Below are 19745 nucleotides of genomic sequence, written 5' to 3' on the forward strand. Positions count from 1 at the left end.
GACCGCTCAGAGCACGCGGGCGATCGCGGCGTAGCCCCCGGTGGGGCGTTCGCCGGGGCTGGTGGTGGGCCAGTCGACGATGTCGACCATGCCGGGCGGGACCAGGTCGAGCCCGCCGAGGAGATCGGTGATCTCCGGGCGCGAGCGCAGGACGACCTCGGTGGCGCTGCCGCGGTGCACCCGCGCGTCGGGACGCTGGGCGAGGGCGATCTCGTGGACGTTGCCGACCGTCGGGACCCCGGAGCCGAGGTCGAGGATCGTCGCGGCCTGCTCGCGGTCGACGGCGACGTTGTACGCCCCGCCCAACATGTACTCGTAGATCCGGGCGGCGTTGGCGCGGTCGAAGTCGATGCCGGCCTCCAGCGCTCGTTCGGACTCCGGCCAACGGTCCTCGTCGCCCGATCCAGCCGTCAAGACACGCTCCGTCCCCGCGCACGCCACCCCGGCGGTGATCGTCGCACCGGGCCGGCCGTGCGGGGTGTGGGGCGCACCGGCCGCGCCTTGAGTGTGCCGCGACGGCACGGTGTTCCGTCGTTCCCGGACCTGCTCGCCACGCACCGAGAGAACGGAGCGCCGTGATGACCGACACCGCTCGTGTCGCCACCCTGCCGAGGCCGATCGAGGTGGAGGAGTTCTTCGCCGACCCCGCCTTCTCCCACCCGTCGATCTCGCCGGACGGGACGCGCCTGGCCTACCTGGCGCCGCGGTACGGCCGCACCCAGGTGTGGGTGCGGGGGATCGACGAGGAGCACGCGGACGCGGTGTGCGTGACGCACGACGCCCGGCGCGGCATCACGACCTTCTCCTGGACCGACGACCCGCGCTGGCTGCTCTACCTCCAGGACACCGACGGCAACGAGGACTGGCACCTCCATCGGGTCGACCTCGGGGCGCCGGACACCCCGGCCGTCGACCTGACGCCCCTGCCGGCGGGGTCACGCGTGGTCGGCTTCGAGCCGGTCCGGTCGGCGCCCGGGTACGTGCTCGTGTCGATGAACCGGCGGCCGATGTTCCTCGACCTCTTCTGGGTCGAGGTCGCCACCGGCGAGACGACGGTGCACCTGGAACAGCCCGAGCCGCGGGGCGACTTCCTGGTCGACCGCGACGGCCGGGCGGCGTTCTACTCCTACCTCGCCGACGACGGCGCCCAGGAGTTCTCCGCGGTGGACGCCGAGACCGGGCAGATGCGCTTCCTGCGTCGGGTCGGCGGCCCGGAACACCCGACGGGGGTGCAGCCGCAGAAGGTGACGCCCGACGGGACGGGCCTGCTGGTGGGCATCTACCAGGACTCCGACGACCTGCGGCTCGTCCGGATCGACCGGGAGACCGGCGAGGAGACCGTGGTCGCGGCCGTCGAGGGACGCAGCCTGGACATCATGGGCACCGCCGCCCCGGGCATGCCGCCCACCGTGTACACCGACCGTCGCACCGGCGAGGTCCTCGCGGCCCGCTTCGTCGGCGACCGCCCCGTCATCGAGGTGGTGGACCCGCACTTCGCCGAGGTGTACGCCGCGCTCTCGCAGCTCTCGGACAGTGGGCTGGGCACGGTGTCGTCGGACGAGAGCGGGCAGCGGTGGGTCGCGTCGTTCATCCACGACCGCGAGCCCGGCCTGACCTGGTTCTACGACCACGGCACCGGGGAGAGCCGCCTGCTGTTCCGGCCGCTCCCGCACCTGGACCCGGCCGACCTGGCGCCCCGGACGCCGGTCGGCTTCCCGGCCCGCGACGGGCTGCCGCTGCACGGGTTCCTGACGCTGCCGGTCGGGGTCGAGCCGACGGGCCTGCCACTGGTCCTGGTCGTGCACGGCGGGCCGTGGGCCCACGACACGTGGTCCTACGACCCGGAGGCGCAGTTCCTGACCAACCGGGGCTACGCGGTGCTGCAGGTCAACTTCCGCGGCTCCTCGGGGTACGGACGGCGGCACACCCTCGCCGCGATCGGTGAGCTCGCCGCCGCGATGCACGACGACCTCCTCGACGCCGTCGACTGGGCCGTGGGGGAGGGCTACGCCGACCCGGAACGGGTCGGCATCTACGGCGGGTCCTACGGCGGCTACACCGCGCTCGTCGGCGTGACGGTGACGCCCGACCGCTTCGCCGCCGCCGTGGACTACGTGGGCATCTCGGACCTCGCGAACTTCATGCGCACGCTGCCGCCGTTCGTGACGCCCTACATGGTGGCCAACTGGTACCGCTACGTCGGCGACCCCGCGGTGCCCGAGCAGGAGGCGGACATGCTGGCGCGCTCGCCGATCACCATGGTCGATCGCATCCGCACCCCGCTGCTGGTGGCCCAGGGCGCCAACGACGCCCGCGTCGTGCAGGCGGAGTCCGACAACATCGTCGCGTCGCTGCGCGAGCGCGGGGTCCCGGTGGAGTACCTCGTCGCCGAGGACGAGGGCCACGGGTTCGCGAACCCCGAGAACCGGTTCCGGCTGTACCGCGCCATCGAGCGGCACTTCGCCGAGCACCTCGGGGGGCGCGGCGGCATCGGCTGAGCCCGGCCTCAACCCCCCCCTCAGGTCCGGATCACGAAGGGGCCGCGGAGGTGGCCAGCACCTCGTCCGGCACCGCCGTGGCGATGACCGCGTCGAGCCCGTCACGGGCGCCCGAGAGCTCGTCGATCATGGCCGTCAGGCGGTCCCGCTCGCGCTGGAGGTCGTCCAGCAGCTCCGGGCACGACGCGATGAGGCGTGGGCCGTCGGCACCCATACAGGGCAGGAGCTCGGCGATGGTGGCCGTGGACAGCCCGGCGGCGAGCAGCGTGCGGACGTGGTGCACCACGTCGACGTCGCCCTCGGCGTACTCGCGGTAGCCCGACGGGGAGCGGTGCGGGCGCAGCAGGCCCTGCTCCTCGTAGTAGCGCAGCAGGCGGGGTGCCACGCCCACGCGTCGCGCGAGCTCACCGATCCGCACGAGTCGGCCCTCCGGGCTTGACCTTCACACCGGTGTGAGACTTTAGCGTTCCCGGCATGGACATCGAGAACGAACCGGTCACGGTCCTCGGCCTCGGCGCGATGGGGACGGCCCTGGCCCGGGCCCTGCTGCGCGCCGGCCACCCCGTCACCGTCTGGAACCGCACCCCCGCCCGCGCCGAGGCCCTGGCGGCCGAGGGCGCCCGCGTCGCCCCCGACCCCGCGGCCGCCGTCGCCGCCGGAGCGCTGACCGTCGTCTGCCTGCTGGACGACGCCGCCGTCGCCGCCGTGCTCGACCCCCTCGGCGGGGACCTGGCGGGCGCCACGCTCGTGAACCTCACCTCCGGCACCCCGGAGCAGGCCCGCGACGCGGCGACGCGGCTGACCCACCTCGGCGCCGACGTCCTGGCCGGGACGATCATGGTCCCGACGCCGCTGGTGGGGACGCCCGACGCGCTCGTCCTCTACAGCGGGGTGGCCGGGGTGCACGAGGAGCACCGGCCCACGCTCGAGGCCCTCGGCCGCACGGACTACCTGGGCGCGGACCCCGGGCGCGCGGCCCTGTTCGACCTCGGCATGCTCGACGTGTTCTTCGCCGGCATGGCCTCGTTCCTCCACGCCGCCGCCGTCGTGGGCCGCGACGGCATCACCGGCGCCGACTTCGCGCCCTACGCCGAGCAGGTCGCCGCGATCCTCCCGGCCACCTTCCGCGGGCTGGCCGCGGACGTCGACGCGGCGAGCCACCCCGGCGACGAGGACAACCTCGTCATAAACCCACGGCGCTCGCCCACATCGTCGCGGCCAGCCGGAGCCGGGGCGTCGACCCGTCCGTGCCCGAGCTGGTCCACCGGCTCGCGCAGCGGGCCATCGACCGCGGTCACGGCGCCGACGGGTTCTCGCGCCTCGTCGAGGAGTTCGCGCCCGGATAGGACGGGTCGGCCCCACGCGCTCGCCGCCCGGCCCATGGCCCGGTGGACCGCCGCGCGGGAGGGCTCGGTCGCGTCGTCGTGACCTGCGACCGGGCGACACGCTGCGCCCCTGACCTCGGCGGACGTTGTCCGCTCACCGAAGGGCCAGTACGGTGCGCGACGGCGGGCGCCCGGATCGGCCGCGCGCCTGTTCGGCCCAGGCGGCATCCCCGCCTGCCCGGGGTCACCGTCTGCGAGCGTCCTCCCCCCGGCCGCTCGCCGGGTGGCTCCGGGTCCACCACCGAGGGGGTGGACCGGGGTGATCGCCGTGACCGGTGGCGATCCCGACCTGGACCGCTGCGACGGGTACGTGGTGCTGGTGGTCGACCCGGTCACCGGCGAATCCGACTGCTACGGACCGTTCGTCGAGGTGACCGAGGCCGGCCAGGAGGTCATGCGCTTCCGCGAGGAGTTCTCCCTGCGGGAGTTCGACGAGGTGCTCGTCGAGCTGGTGCGCTGGCACCGTCGCTGACGCGCCGCCCGCGACACGACGGGTGGCGCCCGTCCCGTCCCACGAACCGGTGACCGCTGGCGACGAACCGCTCACCCGGCGCGAGTTTCGACGCCTGGAGCAGGGGAATTGCTCAGGAGGACGCCCAACGATCGGTCTGGCCCCGTGCATGCTCCGGAGGTCCCCGACCGACCTACGTCGAGGAGGCACTCCGGTGCTCGACGACCGTGAGCAGTACATCCTGCGCGACATCCAGCGCCACATCGAGGCCAGCGACCCGAAGCTCGCGCGGCTCGCGCGCCGGGAGCAGGGCCACCGGACCTACTGGCTGTCGATCGCGTCGCTCGTCATGGGCGTCGTCCTCGGCGTCGCGCTCGCCGCACTGGGTCCGGTGGGCGCGGGCCTCACGCTGATCACGCTCGGGGCCGTGCCCATGAGTGTGTGGCACTGGCGGCGGCCCGGGACGGCGAGCCCACTGCAGTCCGCCCAGATCCAGGAACGGCGCGGGTAGGAACCCACCCCACGGGCCTCCATACTGCGACCCACGCGCAGGGGACCCACGCGCAGGGAGGGTCGATGACCGTGTTCGTGCTGGTCCACGGCGGCTGGCACGGCGGGTGGTGCTGGCGTCGCGTCGCCACGCGGCTCTGGGCGGCCGGGCACGAGGTCCACACGCCGACGCTCACCGGAGTCGGCGACCGCGCCCACCTCGGCACCCCGGACACGGGTCTCGCGACGCACGTCGAGGACGTCCTCGCCGTCCTGGAGATCGACGACCTGCGCGAGGTCGTGCTCGTCGGCCACAGCTCGGGTGGTGCCGTCATCAGCGGGGTCGCGCAGCGGGCGTCCGACCGGATCGCGCAGCTCACCTACCTGGACGCCTTCGTCCCGGCGCCGGGCCAGTCGGTGTTCGACCTGCTCCCGCCCGCGCGCCGCGACCACTTCCGCGCCCTGGTCGATGACAGGGGCCGAATCGTCCTCGACCCGGACGTGGCCATGGACGGCTGGGGGCTCCGCGCCGAGGACGACCGCGCGTTCGTGCGGGCCCGACTGCGCCCGCACCCGGTCGGCGGTCTGGCGGACCCGCTCCCCGAGGCTCCGCTGCCCGACCTGCCGCGGCACTTCGTGCACTGCGCCGAGAAGCCCGCACCCGACGTCTTCGCGGCGTTCGGGGACGCGGTGGGGTCCGGACCGCGCGGGCGTCTCGACGTGCTGGACGCCGGCCACGACGCCATGATCACCGCCCCCGACGAGGTCGCGGCACTGCTGACGCGGGAGTGAGGGGTGCGGCGCAGGACTCCGTCCTGAGAGGACGAGCCGGCGTTGATCCCCCGATCGGCCCAGCGGATCGGCAGTCGGCCGTGCGCGAACGGCCGCTGGTCTCGGGAGTCGATCAGTCGTTCTCAGGCGCGACGGATCTCCCGGACGCCGCCCCTAGCGTTGCCGGCGTGTCGAAGCGCGCGAAACGGGCCCTCTGGTCGGCGGTCGCGATCCTCGTGCTGGTCGGTCCGCCGGCGGTGTTCCTCGGCCGGCAGGGCAGTGAGGCGGGCGGGGAGGCGGGCGAGCTCCTCGACCTCGCGGTGGTCCTCTCCGGGATCGTCGCCTCGGTGGCGATGGTGCTGGCCACCGTCGGCGCCTCGCGCATCCGGGCGCTGACCACCGCGCTCGGGATCGACCGGGTCATGAGCGGGCACAAGTGGCTCGGCGTCGCCGCCCTCGTCCTGGTGCTCGGGCACATGGTCGCGGCGATCGTCGAGAGACCGAAGCTGCTCAACCCGTTCGCCGCCTCGCTCGGCATCCAGTTCGGCTACGCGGCCGCGGTGGGGATGGTGCTGCTCTCGGGGGCCGCCGCCTGGGGCCGACGGCGCGGCGCGCGCTACGAGTGGTGGGCGCGCGCCCACATCCTCGGCGCCGCGCTGGCGCTCGCCCTGGCCGGGATGCACGTCTTCTGGCTCGGCGACCTCCTCGAGGACCCCGTCATGCGGGTCGTGTGCTCCGCCCTCGCCCTGATTCTGCTCGCGGTGCTCGCCCGCCGATGGGTGTGGCAGCCGCTGTTCTCCCGGCGCGGGGCCTACGTCGTCTACGGCGTGCGCCACGAAGGGGCCGACGTCGCCACGCTGGCGCTGACCCCGGTGTTCCGCGGGCGGGCGCTGCGCTTCGCCCCCGGCCAGTTCGTCTGGCTCCGCCTGCACCGGCGGGTCGTCGGCGTCCAGGAGCACCCGTTCACGATCGCCTCCAGCGCCGAGCTCACCGACCGTCTCGAGCTCACCGTCCGCGCCAACGGCGACTTCACCCGGGCGCTCGCCCGCCTCGGTCCCGGCCAGAAGGTGTGGCTCGACGGCCCGCACGGCAGCTTCACCCCCGACGCGCCGGAGCGGGTCGACGGCCTCGTGCTGATCGCCGGCGGGGTCGGGATCACGCCGATGATGAGCATGCTGCGCACGCTCGCCGAGCGCGGCGACCGCCGCCTGCACCGCCTCGTCCTGGCCGAGCGCCCCGACCAGCCGCTGTTCGGCCCGGAGCTCGAGGTGCTGACCCGCCGGCTCGACCTCGACGTCCTGCGGACTGCGGGGCGCCGCGTCGACGCCGACCTGCTCGCGGAGCTCCTGCCCCGCGCCCGCGGGCGTCTCGAGTACTACGTGTGCGGGCCTCCCGGGCTGCTCACGGGATCGCTCGCGGCCCTCGACCAGCTCGGCGTCCCGCCGGGCCGGATCCACAGCGAGCAGTTCGGCTGGACGGGGCCGTTGCCGACGTCGGGGTCCGGGACCCGATCGACGAGCGTCGCGGCGTCGACCCGTCAGGGCTCGGCCGGGTCGCCCGCGGACCGACGGCCGACCCACCCCTCGATCCCGGTCCCTCGCGTGGAGGAGCGGTCGGCGTCGACGCGGAGCAGCTGAGTCGACGCCCCGGGTCGTGACCCGCTGAGGAGCTCGGCGCGCATGATCGTCGGGCCTCGGCGGCCGGGCGACGGTGCCCTTCGAGGGGAGCAGCGCGGCCCGCCCTGAACCGACCTGACACGGATGCTTCGCAAACCGAAGCGTTGGTGCGAGGCGTCGACAGCACCCGCACCGCGGTCCGCCTGAGCTCGCCGGGTCAGAGGTCGAGCTCGGTCCACCACTGCACGACCTGCCAGCGGTGGACCAGCGCGATCTCCGGCTGGCCGGCGACGTACGCCAGGAAGTCGCGCACGGCGCCCGCCCGCGCGGCCTGACCGCTCCAGCGCGGGTGCAGGCCGACGGTCATCAGCCGGGCCCCGGCGCCGTGGCGGGCCTCGTCGAGCAGGAAGTCGGCGGCGGCGATCAACGTCTCGGCGAAGTGCCGCGGCGTCGCGTAGGTGGGCGCGAGGAAGTAGCGGGTGTCGTTGTGCACCTTGGAGTAGGGGACGACGAGCCAGCGGCGGCCCTCGACCTCCGTCCAGTACGGCAGCTCGTCGTTGACGGCGTCGCTGTCGTAGACCAGGTCGGGGTGCGCAGCGGCGAGCCGCCGGGTCCGCTCGCTCGGGAACGAGCGGACGTACCAGCCACGCACGGGGCGGCCGACGAGATCGGGCAGCACGCGCATCGCGTGCTCGAGGTCGGCGCGCTCCTCCTCCTCGCTCATCGTCGTCACCTCGGCCCAGCGGTAGCCGTGGCCGAGGACGTCGTGCCGGCTCGCACGCAGCCATGCGGCGAAGGGCGGGTTGCGCTCCAGCGCCCGGGCGCACACGCCGAACGTCACGTCGGCGTCGAACCGCTCGAACAGGCGCACCAGCCGCCAGATGCCGACGCGGCTGCCGAACTCGAAGTGGCCCTCGGTGCCGAGGTCGCGGATCGCCGGATCGATCGGGATCGCGTACTCGCCCCAGCTGTCGTTGCCCTCGCCGTCGGGCCACGCGGCCTCGGCGCCCTCCTCGACGTTGACGACGATGTTCACGGCGACGCGCGCCCCGTTCGGCCAGCGCTCGAACGGGGCGGGCAGGCCGTGGCCGACGAGGTCGCGCTCCATGGCGTCCGACTACCCCGCCTCGCCGATCCGGCTCTCCAGCCGGCGCGCGGCGGCGAGCAGCGGCTCCGCCCAGCGGGCGCCGGGGCGGCGACCGATCCGGTCGACGGGGCCGGACACCGACACCGCGGCGACCACGGCGCCGTCGGCGGCCCGGACCGGGGCGGACACGCTGGCGACCCCCGCCTCGCGCTCGGCGACGCTCTGCGCCCAGCCGCGACGGCGGACCTCTTCGAGCACGCGGTCGGCGAACGCGGAGGGCTCCGACGACCAGGCGGCGAGCACCTTCGCCCCCGAGCCGGCGGCCATCGACACGCGGACGCCGACCGGCACGGTGTCGCGCAGCCCGCTCGCCGGTTCCGCGGCGGCCACGCACACGCGCACGGTGGGGTCCGAGCCGTCGCGGCGGTAGAGCTGGATGCTCTCGCCGGTGAGGTCGCGCAGCCCGGGGAGCACGTCCTCGGCGGCGGTGAGCAGCGGGTCGCCGTGACCGTGGGCGAGCTCGCCGAGTGCGGGGCCGGGACGCCAGCGACCGTCGGGCTCACGCACCAGCAGGCGGTGCGCCTCGAGGCCCACCGCGAGCCGGTGCGCCGTCGCGCGCGGCAGCCCGGTGCGCTCGCAGAGCTCGCCGAGCGTGCAGGGCGCCGCCGCGGTCGCCCGGAGGACGACCACCGCCTTGTCGAGCACGCCGATACCGCTACCCTGTCCCACAGAACGACACCATAGTCCCAGGATGTGGGAAAGAGGCAGACAGTGGGACGCACGCTCGCGGAGAAGGTGTGGGACCAGCACGTGGTCCGTCACGGCGAGGGCCAGGAGCCCGACCTCCTCTACATCGACCTCCACCTCGTGCACGAGGTCACCAGCCCGCAGGCCTTCGACGGGCTGCGTCTGGCCGGACGGCCCGTGCGGCGCCCCGACCTCACCATCGCCACCGAGGACCACAACGTCCCGACGCTCGACATCCTCGCGCCCATCGCCGACGAGGTCTCCCGCACGCAGGTCGAGACGCTGCGGCGCAACGTCGAGGAGTTCGGCATCAAGCTCTACCCGATGGGCGACGCCAACCAGGGCATCGTCCACATGATCGGCCCGGAGCTGGGGCTGACGCAGCCGGGCACGACGGTCGTCTGCGGCGACTCGCACACCTCCACCCACGGTGCGTTCGGCGCACTGGCGTTCGGTATCGGCACGTCCGAGGTCGAGCACGTCATGGCCACCCAGACGCTGCCGCTGCGGCCCTTCAAGACGATGGCGATCGAGATCTCCGGCAGCCTGCGCCCGGGCGTCACCAGCAAGGACGTCATCCTCGCGGTGATCGCCCAGATCGGCACCGGCGGCGGCGCGGGCTACGTGCTCGAGTACCGCGGCGAGGCCGTGCGGGAGATGTCGATGGAAGCCCGCATGACCATGTGCAACATGTCGATCGAGGCCGGCGGGCGTGCCGGCATGGTCGCCCCGGACGACACGACGTTCGAGTACCTGATGGGTCGCCCGCACGCCCCGCAGGGCGAGCTGTGGGACGAGGCCGTGGCGGCGTGGCGTGAGCTGCGCACCGACGACGACGCCGAGTTCGACAAGGTCGTGCACATCGACGCCGACGCGCTCACGCCGTTCGTCACCTGGGGCACCAACCCCGGCCAGGGCCTGCCGCTGTCCGAGGCCGTGCCGGACCCCGAGGGGATGTCCGACGACGACGCGGCCGCGGTGCGCAAGGCGCTCGCCTACATGGCCCTCGAGCCCGGCACCAAGCTCCGCGACATCGCGGTCGACGTCGTCTTCCTCGGTTCGTGCACCAACGCGCGTATCGAGGACCTGCGCGCGGCCGCCGACGTCCTCAAGGGCCACCGCGTGGCCGACGACGTGCAGATGCTCGTCGTCCCCGGTTCGATGAAGGTCAAGGCGCAGGCCGAGGCCGAGGGTCTCGACGCCGTGTTCACCGAGGCCGGGGCCGAGTGGCGCTCCGCGGGCTGCTCGATGTGCCTGGGCATGAATCCCGACCAGCTCGCGCCCGGCCAGCGCTGCGCGTCGACGTCGAACCGCAACTTCGAGGGCCGTCAGGGCAAGGGCGGGCGCACGCACCTGGTGTCGCCGCTGGTGGCGGCGGCCACGGCCGTGCGCGGCACGCTGTCCTCACCCGAGGACCTCACGCCCACCACCCTGACGTTCGCCTGAGGAGGCCCGCACCCATGGACGCCTTCACCACCCACACCGGCATCGCCACGCCGCTGCGCGTGTCGAACGTCGACACCGACCAGATCATCCCGGCCGTGTACCTCAAGCGCGTGACGCGCACCGGCTTCGAGGACGGGCTGTTCGCCTCCTGGCGCAACGACCCGCAGTTCGTGCTCAACATCGAGCCGTTCTCGCGCGGCAGCGTGCTCGTCGCCGGGTCGGACTTCGGCACCGGGTCGTCCCGTGAGCACGCCGTCTGGGCGCTCATGGACTACGGCTTCCGGGTCGTGATCTCGTCGCGCTTCGGCGAGATCTTCAAGGGCAACTCGTCGAAGGCGGGCCTGCTGGCCGCCACCGTCGACCAGTCGGACGTCGAGCTGCTGTGGAAGAAGATCGAGGAGCGTCCGGGCCTCGAGCTCGCCGTCGACCTCGAGGCGCTCACGATCACCGCCGACGACCTCGTCGTGCGGTTCACGGTGGACGAGTACGCCCGCTGGCGCCTGCTCGAGGGCCTCGACGACGTCGACATCACCCTGCGCTCCGTCGACGCCATCGAGGCACACGAGGCGACGCGGCCGGCCCACAAGCCGACCACCGTCTGAGTCGTCACCAGGGGCGCCTCACCAGGGGACCTCGCCCGCGTCCTCGAAGAAGCCGCCGGTGGGGCCGTCGTCGGGCAGGGTGGCGAGGCGAATGGGCGTCGCGGCGCCCTGCTGCGTGGTGCGGTGCCCGCGGTGGCCGTTGAGGTCGGTCGCGACGTAGCCCGGGCACGCAAGGTTGATCTTGATGTTCGTGTCCTCCAGCTCCCGGACGTACTGGAGCGTCACCGCGTTCAGGTAGGTCTTGGACGGGGAGTACCCGAGCGCGATCGGGCCGGCGTCACCCGTGGACTGGCGAGTGAGGGACCCGACGCCCGAGGAGACGGTCACGATCCGCGGGTGCTCCGAGCGACGCAGCAGCGGCAGCATCGCGTTCGTCGTCCTGATGACGCCGAAGACGTTCGTCTCCAGCACCGTCCGCAGGATGTCGAGGTCGATGGTGCTCGGGTCCTGGGGCGTGTCGCCGGTGATGCCGGCGTTGTTGACGAGGACGTCGAGCCTGTCGAGCGAGGCCGCCGCGGCGGACACGCTCTCGTCGTCGGTGACGTCCAGCGGCACCCCGAACGCGTCCACGCCGTCGGCCCGGAGCTTCTCGACGGCTTCCTCGCGACGGCGGTCGTCGCGCGCGCCGACGCCGACCCGACAGCCGAGGGCGCCCAGCCCTGCGGCGATCTCGTACCCGATGCCCTTGTTCGCCCCGGTCACCAACGCGACTGTCTGCTCGCTCATGGCTCCATGGTTCGCCCGCTCCTGTCCGCCGGTCCAAGACCATCTCGGTGCGCGGCGATACCGCGGGGGTATGAATGACGGGGTGGAGACCCGGGAGCTGCGCTACTTCGTCGCCGTCGCCGAGGAGCTGCACTTCGGGCGGGCGGCCGAGCGGCTCGGGATCGCCCAGCCGCCCCTGTCGCGCGCGATCCGGGCGCTGGAGCGCAGGCTCGGCGCCCCGCTGTTCGACCGCACCACGCGCGCCGTGGCGCTCACCGAGGCCGGGACGGTCCTCCTGGCCGAGGGCCGGGCGGCGCTCGACGCGGTCGACGCCGCGGAGCGCCGGACCCGACGGGCGACCGGTACGCGCCCGGTGCTCGGGCTGGTCGCGAAGGCCGGGGCGTCGCAGGAGCTGCTCGCGAAGCTGCTCGACGCCTACGCCGCGGAGCCGGGGTCGGTCGAGGTCGACGTCACGCTCTGCGGGCCCGGCGAGCAGGAGCGGGTGCTCCGCGACGGCCGGGCCGACGTGGCCCTGCTGCACCGGCCCTTCGACGCGACCGACGGCTACGACACCGAGGAGCTCGCGGAGGAGGGCCAGGCCCTGTTCCTGCCGGCCGGGCACCCCCTCGCCGGACGCACCGAGCTGCGCACGGCCGACCTGGCCGACCTGCCGCTGCCCCGCTGGCCCCGTCCCGACGGCGGGTTCTCCCCGGGCGAGGGCCCGCAGGTCCACGACAGCGCCCAGCTCCAGCAGCTCGTGATGCTCGGCCGCGCCGTGGCGGTGCTGCCGGACTCCGTGCGCTCCGGCCTTCCCGAGGGCATCGTCGCGGTCCCCGTGGTCGACGCCGCCCGTGTGACGACCCTGCTGGCGTGGCCGCCCTGGAGCCGGGTGCGGGGCCTCGCCGACCTCGTCCGCGTGGCGTCCCGGCTCTGAACCGTGCACGCCGTCGTCCACGGCGAGCCCGGCGACGCTAGGGCATAAGATGCATCGCGCTGGACCGAATGGTGCAATTCCCCGAGAGGGGGTGTCCATGGCAATGGTGCTGGTGGCCGACGACGATCCGGACATCCGGGACGTCGTGGTGTTCAAGCTGCAGCAGTCCGGGCACGACGTGCTCGTGGCCGAGGACGGCGGGGAGGCGCTGAGCCTCGCCCGGCGGGCGCTGCCGGACCTCGCGGTGCTCGACGTCATGATGCCGCGGTTCACCGGCCTGGACGTGTGCCGTGAGCTGCGCGCCGACCCCGAGACCGCGGGCATCCCGGTCATCCTGCTCACCGCCCGTGCGCAGGAGGGCGACATCGAGAGTGGGTTCGCCTGGGGCGCGGACGATTACGTGACCAAGCCGTTCAGCCCGCGCGAACTGGACAGCCGCGTCCGGGCCGTCCTCGCGCGCCGCCGGTGACGGCGGCCCCCGCGGGGCCGGTGGTGGACCGCGCCGTCCTCGTGGTGGCGGTCGTCGCCCTGGTCGCCGTCCTGCTCGTCCTCGCCGTGGCGTTGCTGAGCGGTCGGTGGTGGCAGCGCCGCGCTGCCGCGGGTCGCGCGCAGCGGGTCGCGCCCGGACGCCCGCTGCTCGTGGCGCTGGCGGCCGGCGACGACGATGACGGCACGCTGCTCGACCGGTTGGCCACCCTGCCGCGGGCGCAGTGGCGCGCCCTGGAACCGGTGGCGGTGGCCATGCTCGGCAAGGTCCGCGGGGACGCCCGGACCGCGCTGGTGGCCCTGCTGGAGCGGCGCGGTGTCGTGCAGCGGGCACTGAGGGACGCGCGCCACCGCCGGTCCACCACCCGCGCGCGGGCGGCGCACCTCCTGGGGCTGGTGGGCGGACCCGGCGCGACGCCGCGTCTGGCCGCCCTGCTCGGCGACCGGGACCCCGAGGTCCGCGCGGTGACCGCCCGCTCCCTGGGCCGGCTCGGCGACCCGTCGGCCGCGACCCCGCTGGTGCGCGCCCTCGTCCGGGCCCGCCCGCTGCCCCACCAGGTCGTGGTGCCCGCGCTGGCACGGATCGGCCCGGCGAGCCGCACCGCACTGCTGGCGGCCGCCGACCACCACGACCCCACCGTGCGCGCCCGCGTCATCGAGGCTCTCGGGCTGGTCGGTGCGGTGGACACCGCGCCGCGCCTGGTGCGGGCCCTGGGCGAGGACCCCGCCGTCGACGTCCGCCTGCGTGCGGCCCGGGCGCTGGGTCGTCTCGGGGCGCCGTCCGCGGTCGGGCCCCTCCTGGCCGCCACCGGCCCGGACGAGCCCACCGCGCTGCGCGTCACCGCGGCGCAGGCCCTCGGCGTCCTCGGGGCCCGCCGCGCGATCCCCGTCCTCGCCGGCCTCGTCGCCGACCCGCACCACTGGGTCGCGCACACCGCCGCGGCCGCCCTCGTCGCCGTCGGACCGGACGGCGCGGCGGCCCTGCGCGGCCTCGCGGACGCGGCGCCGGGCGGAGGCGCGGACCGACCCGCGTCCGCCCACGCCCGCGAGGCCCTCGCCGCGGCGCCCGGAGCGGCGGCCGCGTGACCCTCCTCGACCTCGTCTCGCTCGTCGTCGTCGCGGCCAACTGGTGCGTCCTGGCCTACTTCGTCGCCCTGAACACGAGCTACCTGGGCCTCATCGCGCTCGCCGTGCGGGAGTTCCGCCACCACCTGCGTCGGCGGCCCTGGGCCGGCGTCGAGGACGCCTACGCCGACCCGCTCACCCTCGGGGTGTCGGTCGTCATGCCCGCGTACCACGAGGAGAACACGATCGTGGAGAGCGTCCGGGCGATGCTCTCGCTGCAGCACCCGCGCTTCGAGGTCGTGGTCGTCGTCGACGGGTCGAAGGACCGCACGTTCGAGGTGCTGGCGCAGCACTTCGACCTCGTCGAGGTCCCGCGCGTGGTTCCCGGCGACGTTCCCACCCGCGGGGCGGTGCGCTCGGTGCACGCGCCGCGTGCCGCGGTGCCCCTCGTCGTGGTGCACACGGACAACGGCGGCAAGGCGTCGGCCAACAACACCGGCATCAACGCCGCGAGCCACCCCCTGGTCTGCATGGTCGACGCCGACTGCGTGCTCGACCCCGACGCGCTGCTGGCGATGACCCGCCCGTTCGCCGAGGACCCCGAACACGTCGTCGCCGCGGGCGGGGTCGTCCGCGCCGTCAACGACAGCCCGGTCACCGCGGGCCGGGTCACCGAGGTGCGCATGCCGCGGCGGTGGCTCGCGCGGATCCAGGTCGTGGAGTACCTGCGCGCCTTCCTGCTGGGCCGCTCCGGGTGGTCCGCGCTCGGGGGCCTCGTGGTGATCTCGGGGGCGTTCGGTGTCTTCCGGCGGGACAGCGTGGTGGAGGTCGGCGGGTTCGACCTGGACACCCTCGGGGAGGACGCCGAGCTGGTCGTACGCCTGCACCGCCATCTGCGCACGCAGCGCCGCCGCTACCGGTTGGTGTTCCTGCCCGAGCCGGTGGCGTGGACCGAGGTGCCCGAGACCGTGCGCGTGCTCGGCCGGCAGCGGCGGCGCTGGTCCCGCGGCCTCGTCGAGACGCTCTGGCGCCACCGGGCGATGATCGGCAACCCGCGCTACGGGACGGTCGGGATGCTCGCCCTGCCGTTCTACGTCCTGTTCGAGCTGCTCGCCCCGGTCGTCGAGATCGGCGGCCTCGTCGCGCTGGCCCTCGGACTGCTGCTGGGCGCGATCGACTGGACGTTCGCCGTCCTGTTCTTCGTCGTCGCCGTGGGCTACGGCATCGCGCTGAGCCTGGTCGCGCTCGTCGTCGAGGAGTTCTCGTTCCACCGCTACCGCGGCTGGCGCGACCTCGCGGCGGCGCTCGCGGCGACGGTCGTGGAGAACCTCGGCTACCGGCAGACGACGGCGTGGTGGCGCCTGCGCGGGCTCCTCGATGCGCTGCTGCGCCGCCGGGCGCAGTGGGGCCAGATGACACGGGTGGGCTTCGCGGCGAGCGGCCCCGCCGCCGACGACGTCGTCGGTCCCGTGCCGGCGTCGGGGCCCGTCCTCGGACCCTCGGAGGTGGTCGGCGATGCCCGCTGAGGTGCGCGACCGCGACGCCCTGCTCGCCTCGTACGACGTCACCGGCCCGTTCGACGAGCCCGAGCTGCAGTCGGTGGCCGACCTCGCGACCCACGTCTGCGGCGTGCCCTGCGCCGTGGTCAACCTCATCAGCGAGCACTTCCAGCACCAGGTCGCGGCCGTGGGGATCACCCCGTCGGTCTGCGCCCGCGAGGACGCGATGTGCGCGGTGACGATCGGGGAGCCGGGACCGGTCGAGGTGCCCGACGCGCGCCAGGACCCACGCTTCGCCGCCAACCCGTTCGTCACCGGCCGGCTCGCGCACATCCGCTTCTACGCCGCCAGCCAGCTGCGGGCGCCGTCAGGCGCGGTGCTGGGGACGCTCTGCGTGTTCGACGAGGCCGCCCGCGAGCTGACCGCGGAGCAGCGCCACGCCCTCGACCTGCTCGCCGGGCAGGCCGTCGGGGCGCTCGAGCTGCGTCGGGCGTACCGGGCCCTCACCGTCACGGTGCAGGAGCTGGCGGAGGCCCGGGACGAGCTGCTGCGCTCCAACAGCCAGCTCGCCGCGTTCGCGGGCCAGGTCAGCCACGACCTGCGCAACCCCCTGGCGGGCGTCACCGGGTTCCTCGAGCTGCTCGCCGATCACCCCGCCCTCGCCGGGGAGGCCACCGCCGTCGCCCACGTCGACCGGGCCCTCGCGGCGGCCGGTCGGATGCGCGACATGGTGGACGACCTGCTCGCGTACGCCCGGGTCGGCGGGAGCCTGCGGACCGAGCGCGTCGACCTCGGCGTGCTGCTGCGCGAGGTGCTCGACGACACCCCGCCCGGCGCATTCGGCGCCACGCGGCTCGATCTCGGCGTCCTGCCCTCGGTGCGGGGCGACCGGACGCAGCTGCGCGCGGTCCTCGCCAACGTCGTGGCGAACGCGGTGCGCTTCGCCCGCGCCGACCGGCCGCTCGTGCTGCGCGCGCGGGCCCGGCCCGCGGGTGACCGCTGGGAGGTGGAGATCGCCGACAACGGGATCGGCGTCCCCCCGGCCCGGCGCGAGGAGGCGTTCACGCTCCTGCGCCAGGTGCACGGGCCGGGCACGGTCCCCGGGGGCTCGGGCATCGGGCTGGCGACCTGCCGACGCATCGTCGCCGCGCACGGCGGCAGCATCGGTCTCGACGACGGCGTCGACGGCGGCACCGCCGTGCGGATCTCCCTGCCGGCCGCGTGAGGCCCGCCCGGCGCGCGCCCCTGCTCGCGCTCGTCCTCCTGCTCGCCCTCACTCCGGCGTGCGAGGCTGCGCCGGTGGACGATCCGGCACCCGGCGGCTTCGTCGAGGAGTTCGACCGACTCGACCCGCAGCGGTGGACCGCCGGCGACCACGCCCTCGGCCGGGGCCGGCTCGACCCGCGCCATGTCCGCGTCGCGGACGGGCGCCTCGAGCTCGTCGTGCCGGCCGGCGGCCTCGACGGCGCCGAGCTGGTGAGTACGGCCCCGCTGACGACGGCGACCGTCACCGCCCGCCTGCGCGTGGCCGCCGTCCCGGACGCACTCACCGGCTTCTTCCTCTACGCGCCGCCCGACCACGCCCACGAGATCGACGTCGAGATCCTCGGCGACCCGCGCGGCCGGGTCCTGTTCACCACCTACGACGGCGACCCCACCCCGCGCACCGTCGAGCGGACGCTCGGCTTCGACCCGACCGCGGACGCCCACGACTGCACGATCACCCGTGCGCCGGGCCGGGTCGCGTTCGCCGTCGACGGGCGCGAGCTCCTCACGTGGTCCGACGGCGTGCCGGACGCGGCACTGCACCTCTACCTCAACACCTGGTTCCCGCAGTGGCTCGGTGGCCGCCCGTCCCCGACCGAGCGCTCGACGAGCGTCGAGCGGGTGACGGTCGTCCCGGGCCCCTGGCCCGGCAGCTAGTCCGGCAGCGCCCGACGCCCCGGGCCCACGGAGACCATCGAGCCCACCGACGGCACGCCGCGGTCGTCGACGAGGAAGAGCAGGTACGGGCCCGGCGGGGTGAGTCCGGGCTCCTCCGGGACGGTCACCGAGAGACCGCCGGCGGTCGGCGCGGTGTCGAGGGCCACCGAGCGCATGTCGGTGGTGGTGACGTGGGTGGCGGTCGAGGCCTTGACCAACCGGGCGCTGCGGATGTGCTCGGGGTCCGGCGTCGGGATCGTCGCCGTCTGCCCGCGCGCCAGCGTCGGGGGCGCGTTCGTGATCGTCGGCCGCGCGCCGCCCTGGAAGATGTAGGGCGGGCTGTAGATCTCGATCCGCTGCTCGAAGGTGCCCGGGACGAGGTTCTGCTGGTCGTCGAACAGCGGGTCCGAGCCCGCGGTGAGCACGCGTCCGTCGGGGAGCAGCAGCGCCTCGGTGTGGTAGTCGCGCCCGACCGCGGGGTCGGCGGCGTCGGTGATCTGGCCCGTGTCGGGGTGCAGCAGGCGGGCGATGTGGTTGTTGGTCCCGCCCTTGCCGCGGTAGTCCCGCGAACCGCCCGAGATGAGCATCGTGTCGTCGGGCAGGTTGACGAGGTTCGGGTAGCGCACGCCCTCGGGCAGGCTCGGTCCGGCCGTGAAGTGCGGCGCCGGGTCGCGCAGGTCGAGGTAGTCGATGCGCCCGGTGGACCGCGGGCTCTCGCCGACCCCGCCGCCGCCGACGACGGCGAGACGCTGGTCGTTCACGGGTCCGACCCAGGCGGAGCCGGCCGTCTCGAGCAGGTCGGGGTCGCGCATGCCGGGGATCGCGGCGAAGGCGCCGGTGTCGGTGTCCCAGACCCCCGGCTCGCGTCCCTTCTCGGCGGGCCCGTAGCCGGCGTTGGCCCCGGTGTAGACCATCCGCCCGGCCTGCGCGGTCTCGAAGATCGCGGGGTAGGTCGGGAAGTAGCGCGTGAGGTCCTTGCGCTCGGAGAAGGCGTTCGTCGCGGGGTCGAAGATCTCGGTCTGGCCGTTGAGGACCTCACCGGCGCCGTCGAGGCCGGCCACCGTCAGCACCCTGCCGTCGGACATCGGCGTCAGCGTCGCGTACCAGCGGTGGAAGACCATGTCGGAGACCTGCGACCACGTCTCGCCGACGGGGTCGAACGTGTAGGCCTTGTTGGTGCCCTGGTAGTCCTGCTTGCGCAGGGTCATCTGCTGGCCCTGGCCGTAGACGTTGCGGGCGACGTCGGGCGCGAGGCCCTCGACCTGGTACTGCGCCGGTGCGGTGGTCAGCGCGCCGGGGCCGGGGTCCACGGCCTCCACGAAGACCGGCTCCTCCGACGCGACCACCTGCGTGCGGCGCCCCTGGCCGGTCTTCTGCGCCGGCGGGAGCCGCGTCTCGGCGTCGGCGCGGTAGCGCACACCGGTGGGGGAGACGAACACCGTGCCCGCCGGCAGCACCATCGGGGCGTTCGGGTCCTCGTTCTTCACCGTCATCGTGCCGGCCGCGTTCGTGACCGCGCCGTCGAGCCGCTCGTAGCGCTGGGTGCCGCCCGCCACGAGCAGCCGCCCGTCCGGCAGCGTCGTCTGCCCGCCGCAGAACATGTCGTCGGGGACGGGGATCATCCGCGACTGCCCGGTGGCCGGGTCGTAGAGCAGGCTCTTGAGGGCCCGCGTCGCGAACATGTCCTCCTTGTTGCCCGACCCCGCGATGAGCAGGACCTTGCCCGAGGACAGCAGCGCGGCGTGGATCGCGTTGACCCGGCGGTCGTCCGGCACGTCGATCGTGTCCCAGTGCCCGAACGCGCGCTCGTAGTCCGGGCTGTTGATCAACTGCTCGTGACGCCATTCGTTGATGTAGGAGAACGCCGGGGGGACGTTGACGCCCAGCAGGACGACCGCGCCGAGGACGACGAGGACGATCTGGCGGACGCGACGGGTGTTCGCCACACGCACCGGGCTGGGCTCCTGGCGGGTCGACGACGGGGCCGGGCGCGACGTTAACCGAGGTCAGCGGCCCCTCCGTACGCGCCCCGATCCGTGCC

General features: G+C 74.4%; 20 protein-coding genes and 1 pseudogene. 15 read left to right on the plus strand and 6 right to left on the minus strand.

Going from position 1 to position 19745, the window contains the following annotated elements:
• Positions 1-6: 6 nt before the first annotated feature.
• Positions 7-414 carry an SAM-dependent methyltransferase gene (locus tag PH189_RS30490; protein WP_378015023.1) on the minus strand — a complete coding sequence of 136 codons (408 nt, stop codon included), beginning with the start codon at positions 412-414 and terminating at the stop codon, positions 7-9.
• Between the two features lie 164 nt (positions 415-578).
• On the opposite strand from PH189_RS30490, the gene PH189_RS14570 reads away from it, so the two are divergent.
• Positions 579-2498 (plus strand): S9 family peptidase, encoded by a 1920-nt coding sequence (locus tag PH189_RS14570; protein ID WP_274189516.1) that lies wholly within the window; start codon positions 579-581, stop codon positions 2496-2498.
• 31 nt (positions 2499-2529) lie between these two features.
• Here the strand turns inward: PH189_RS14570 and PH189_RS14575 are convergent, their stop codons facing one another.
• Positions 2530-2916 carry a MerR family transcriptional regulator gene (locus PH189_RS14575; RefSeq protein ID WP_274189517.1) on the minus strand — a complete coding sequence of 129 codons (387 nt, stop codon included), beginning with the start codon at positions 2914-2916 and terminating at the stop codon, positions 2530-2532.
• Between the two features lie 56 nt (positions 2917-2972).
• On the opposite strand from PH189_RS14575, the pseudogene PH189_RS14580 reads away from it, so the two are divergent.
• The 6 genes and pseudogenes from PH189_RS14580 to PH189_RS14600 form a co-directional block, all read left to right on the plus strand.
• Positions 2973-3674 (plus strand): annotated as a pseudogene (locus PH189_RS14580) (NAD(P)-dependent oxidoreductase); the annotation flags it as partial.
• Between the two features lie 71 nt (positions 3675-3745).
• A complete protein-coding gene (locus tag PH189_RS30495) occupies positions 3746-3844 on the plus strand; it encodes an imine reductase family protein (protein ID WP_378015029.1) in 99 nt (32 codons plus the stop codon).
• Positions 3845-4142: 298 nt separating this feature from the next.
• The gene (locus PH189_RS14585) at positions 4143-4355 is read left to right on the plus strand and encodes a hypothetical protein (protein WP_274189519.1); all 213 of its coding nucleotides are present in this window, start codon (positions 4143-4145) and stop codon (positions 4353-4355) included.
• Between the two features lie 193 nt (positions 4356-4548).
• Positions 4549-4845 carry a DUF3040 domain-containing protein gene (locus PH189_RS14590; RefSeq protein WP_274189520.1) on the plus strand — a complete coding sequence of 99 codons (297 nt, stop codon included), beginning with the start codon at positions 4549-4551 and terminating at the stop codon, positions 4843-4845.
• Positions 4846-4910: 65 nt separating this feature from the next.
• Positions 4911-5615 carry an alpha/beta fold hydrolase gene (locus PH189_RS14595; RefSeq protein WP_274189521.1) on the plus strand — a complete coding sequence of 235 codons (705 nt, stop codon included), beginning with the start codon at positions 4911-4913 and terminating at the stop codon, positions 5613-5615.
• 167 nt (positions 5616-5782) lie between these two features.
• A complete protein-coding gene (locus tag PH189_RS14600) occupies positions 5783-7231 on the plus strand; it encodes a ferredoxin reductase family protein (RefSeq protein ID WP_274189522.1) in 1449 nt (482 codons plus the stop codon).
• Between the two features lie 196 nt (positions 7232-7427).
• On the opposite strand, the gene PH189_RS14605 is transcribed toward PH189_RS14600, so the two are convergent.
• Entirely contained in the window at positions 7428-8318 is an 891-nt protein-coding gene (locus PH189_RS14605) for a polysaccharide deacetylase family protein (protein WP_274189523.1), read from the minus strand.
• 9 nt (positions 8319-8327) lie between these two features.
• Positions 8328-9026 carry an IclR family transcriptional regulator gene (locus PH189_RS14610; RefSeq protein WP_274189524.1) on the minus strand — a complete coding sequence of 233 codons (699 nt, stop codon included), beginning with the start codon at positions 9024-9026 and terminating at the stop codon, positions 8328-8330.
• A gap of 42 nt (positions 9027-9068) precedes the next feature.
• On the opposite strand from PH189_RS14610, the gene leuC reads away from it, so the two are divergent.
• A complete protein-coding gene (gene leuC, locus PH189_RS14615) occupies positions 9069-10490 on the plus strand; it encodes a 3-isopropylmalate dehydratase large subunit (protein WP_274189525.1) in 1422 nt (473 codons plus the stop codon).
• Positions 10491-10504: 14 nt separating this feature from the next.
• Positions 10505-11092, plus strand: coding sequence for a 3-isopropylmalate dehydratase small subunit (leuD, locus tag PH189_RS14620; RefSeq protein ID WP_274189526.1), 588 nt, complete (start codon positions 10505-10507; stop codon positions 11090-11092).
• Positions 11093-11110: 18 nt separating this feature from the next.
• Here leuD and PH189_RS14625 read toward each other — a convergent pair whose 3' ends face one another.
• Complete coding sequence (locus PH189_RS14625) at positions 11111-11818, minus strand: SDR family oxidoreductase (protein WP_274189527.1); 708 nt, start codon at positions 11816-11818, stop codon at positions 11111-11113.
• A gap of 70 nt (positions 11819-11888) precedes the next feature.
• Here PH189_RS14625 and PH189_RS14630 point away from each other — a divergent pair, with 70 nt between their 5' ends.
• The 6 genes from PH189_RS14630 to PH189_RS14655 all read left to right on the plus strand — a co-directional run bounded on the left by PH189_RS14630 (position 11889) and on the right by PH189_RS14655 (position 17704).
• The gene (locus tag PH189_RS14630) at positions 11889-12731 is read left to right on the plus strand and encodes a LysR family transcriptional regulator (RefSeq protein WP_274189528.1); all 843 of its coding nucleotides are present in this window, start codon (positions 11889-11891) and stop codon (positions 12729-12731) included.
• A gap of 97 nt (positions 12732-12828) precedes the next feature.
• Entirely contained in the window at positions 12829-13200 is a 372-nt protein-coding gene (locus PH189_RS14635; RefSeq protein WP_274189529.1) for a response regulator transcription factor, read from the plus strand.
• Complete coding sequence (locus PH189_RS14640; RefSeq protein WP_274189530.1) at positions 13197-14303, plus strand: HEAT repeat domain-containing protein; 1107 nt, start codon at positions 13197-13199, stop codon at positions 14301-14303. Before PH189_RS14635 ends, PH189_RS14640 begins: the two co-directional genes overlap by 4 nt.
• Positions 14300-15808, plus strand: coding sequence for a glycosyltransferase family 2 protein (locus PH189_RS14645; protein WP_274189531.1), 1509 nt, complete (start codon positions 14300-14302; stop codon positions 15806-15808). The genes PH189_RS14640 and PH189_RS14645 overlap by 4 nt, the downstream gene beginning before the upstream one ends.
• On the plus strand, positions 15798-17006 hold the full coding sequence (locus PH189_RS14650) for a GAF domain-containing sensor histidine kinase (RefSeq protein ID WP_274189532.1): 1209 nt from the start codon (positions 15798-15800) through the stop codon (positions 17004-17006). Before PH189_RS14645 ends, PH189_RS14650 begins: the two co-directional genes overlap by 11 nt.
• Positions 17003-17704: a glycoside hydrolase family 16 protein gene (locus PH189_RS14655; protein ID WP_274189533.1), complete on the plus strand. Its 702-nt coding sequence runs from the start codon at positions 17003-17005 to the stop codon at positions 17702-17704. The genes PH189_RS14650 and PH189_RS14655 overlap by 4 nt, the downstream gene beginning before the upstream one ends.
• On the opposite strand, the gene glxA is transcribed toward PH189_RS14655, so the two are convergent.
• Entirely contained in the window at positions 17701-19650 is a 1950-nt protein-coding gene (gene glxA / locus PH189_RS14660; protein WP_274189534.1) for a radical copper oxidase GlxA, read from the minus strand. The two genes, PH189_RS14655 and glxA, sit on opposite strands and share 4 nt — an antisense overlap.
• Positions 19651-19745 lie beyond the last annotated feature (95 nt).

Origin of the sequence: Actinomycetospora chibensis (assembly GCF_028737215.1) — a bacterium.
GTDB classification, from domain to species: domain Bacteria; phylum Actinomycetota; class Actinomycetes; order Mycobacteriales; family Pseudonocardiaceae; genus Actinomycetospora; species Actinomycetospora chibensis.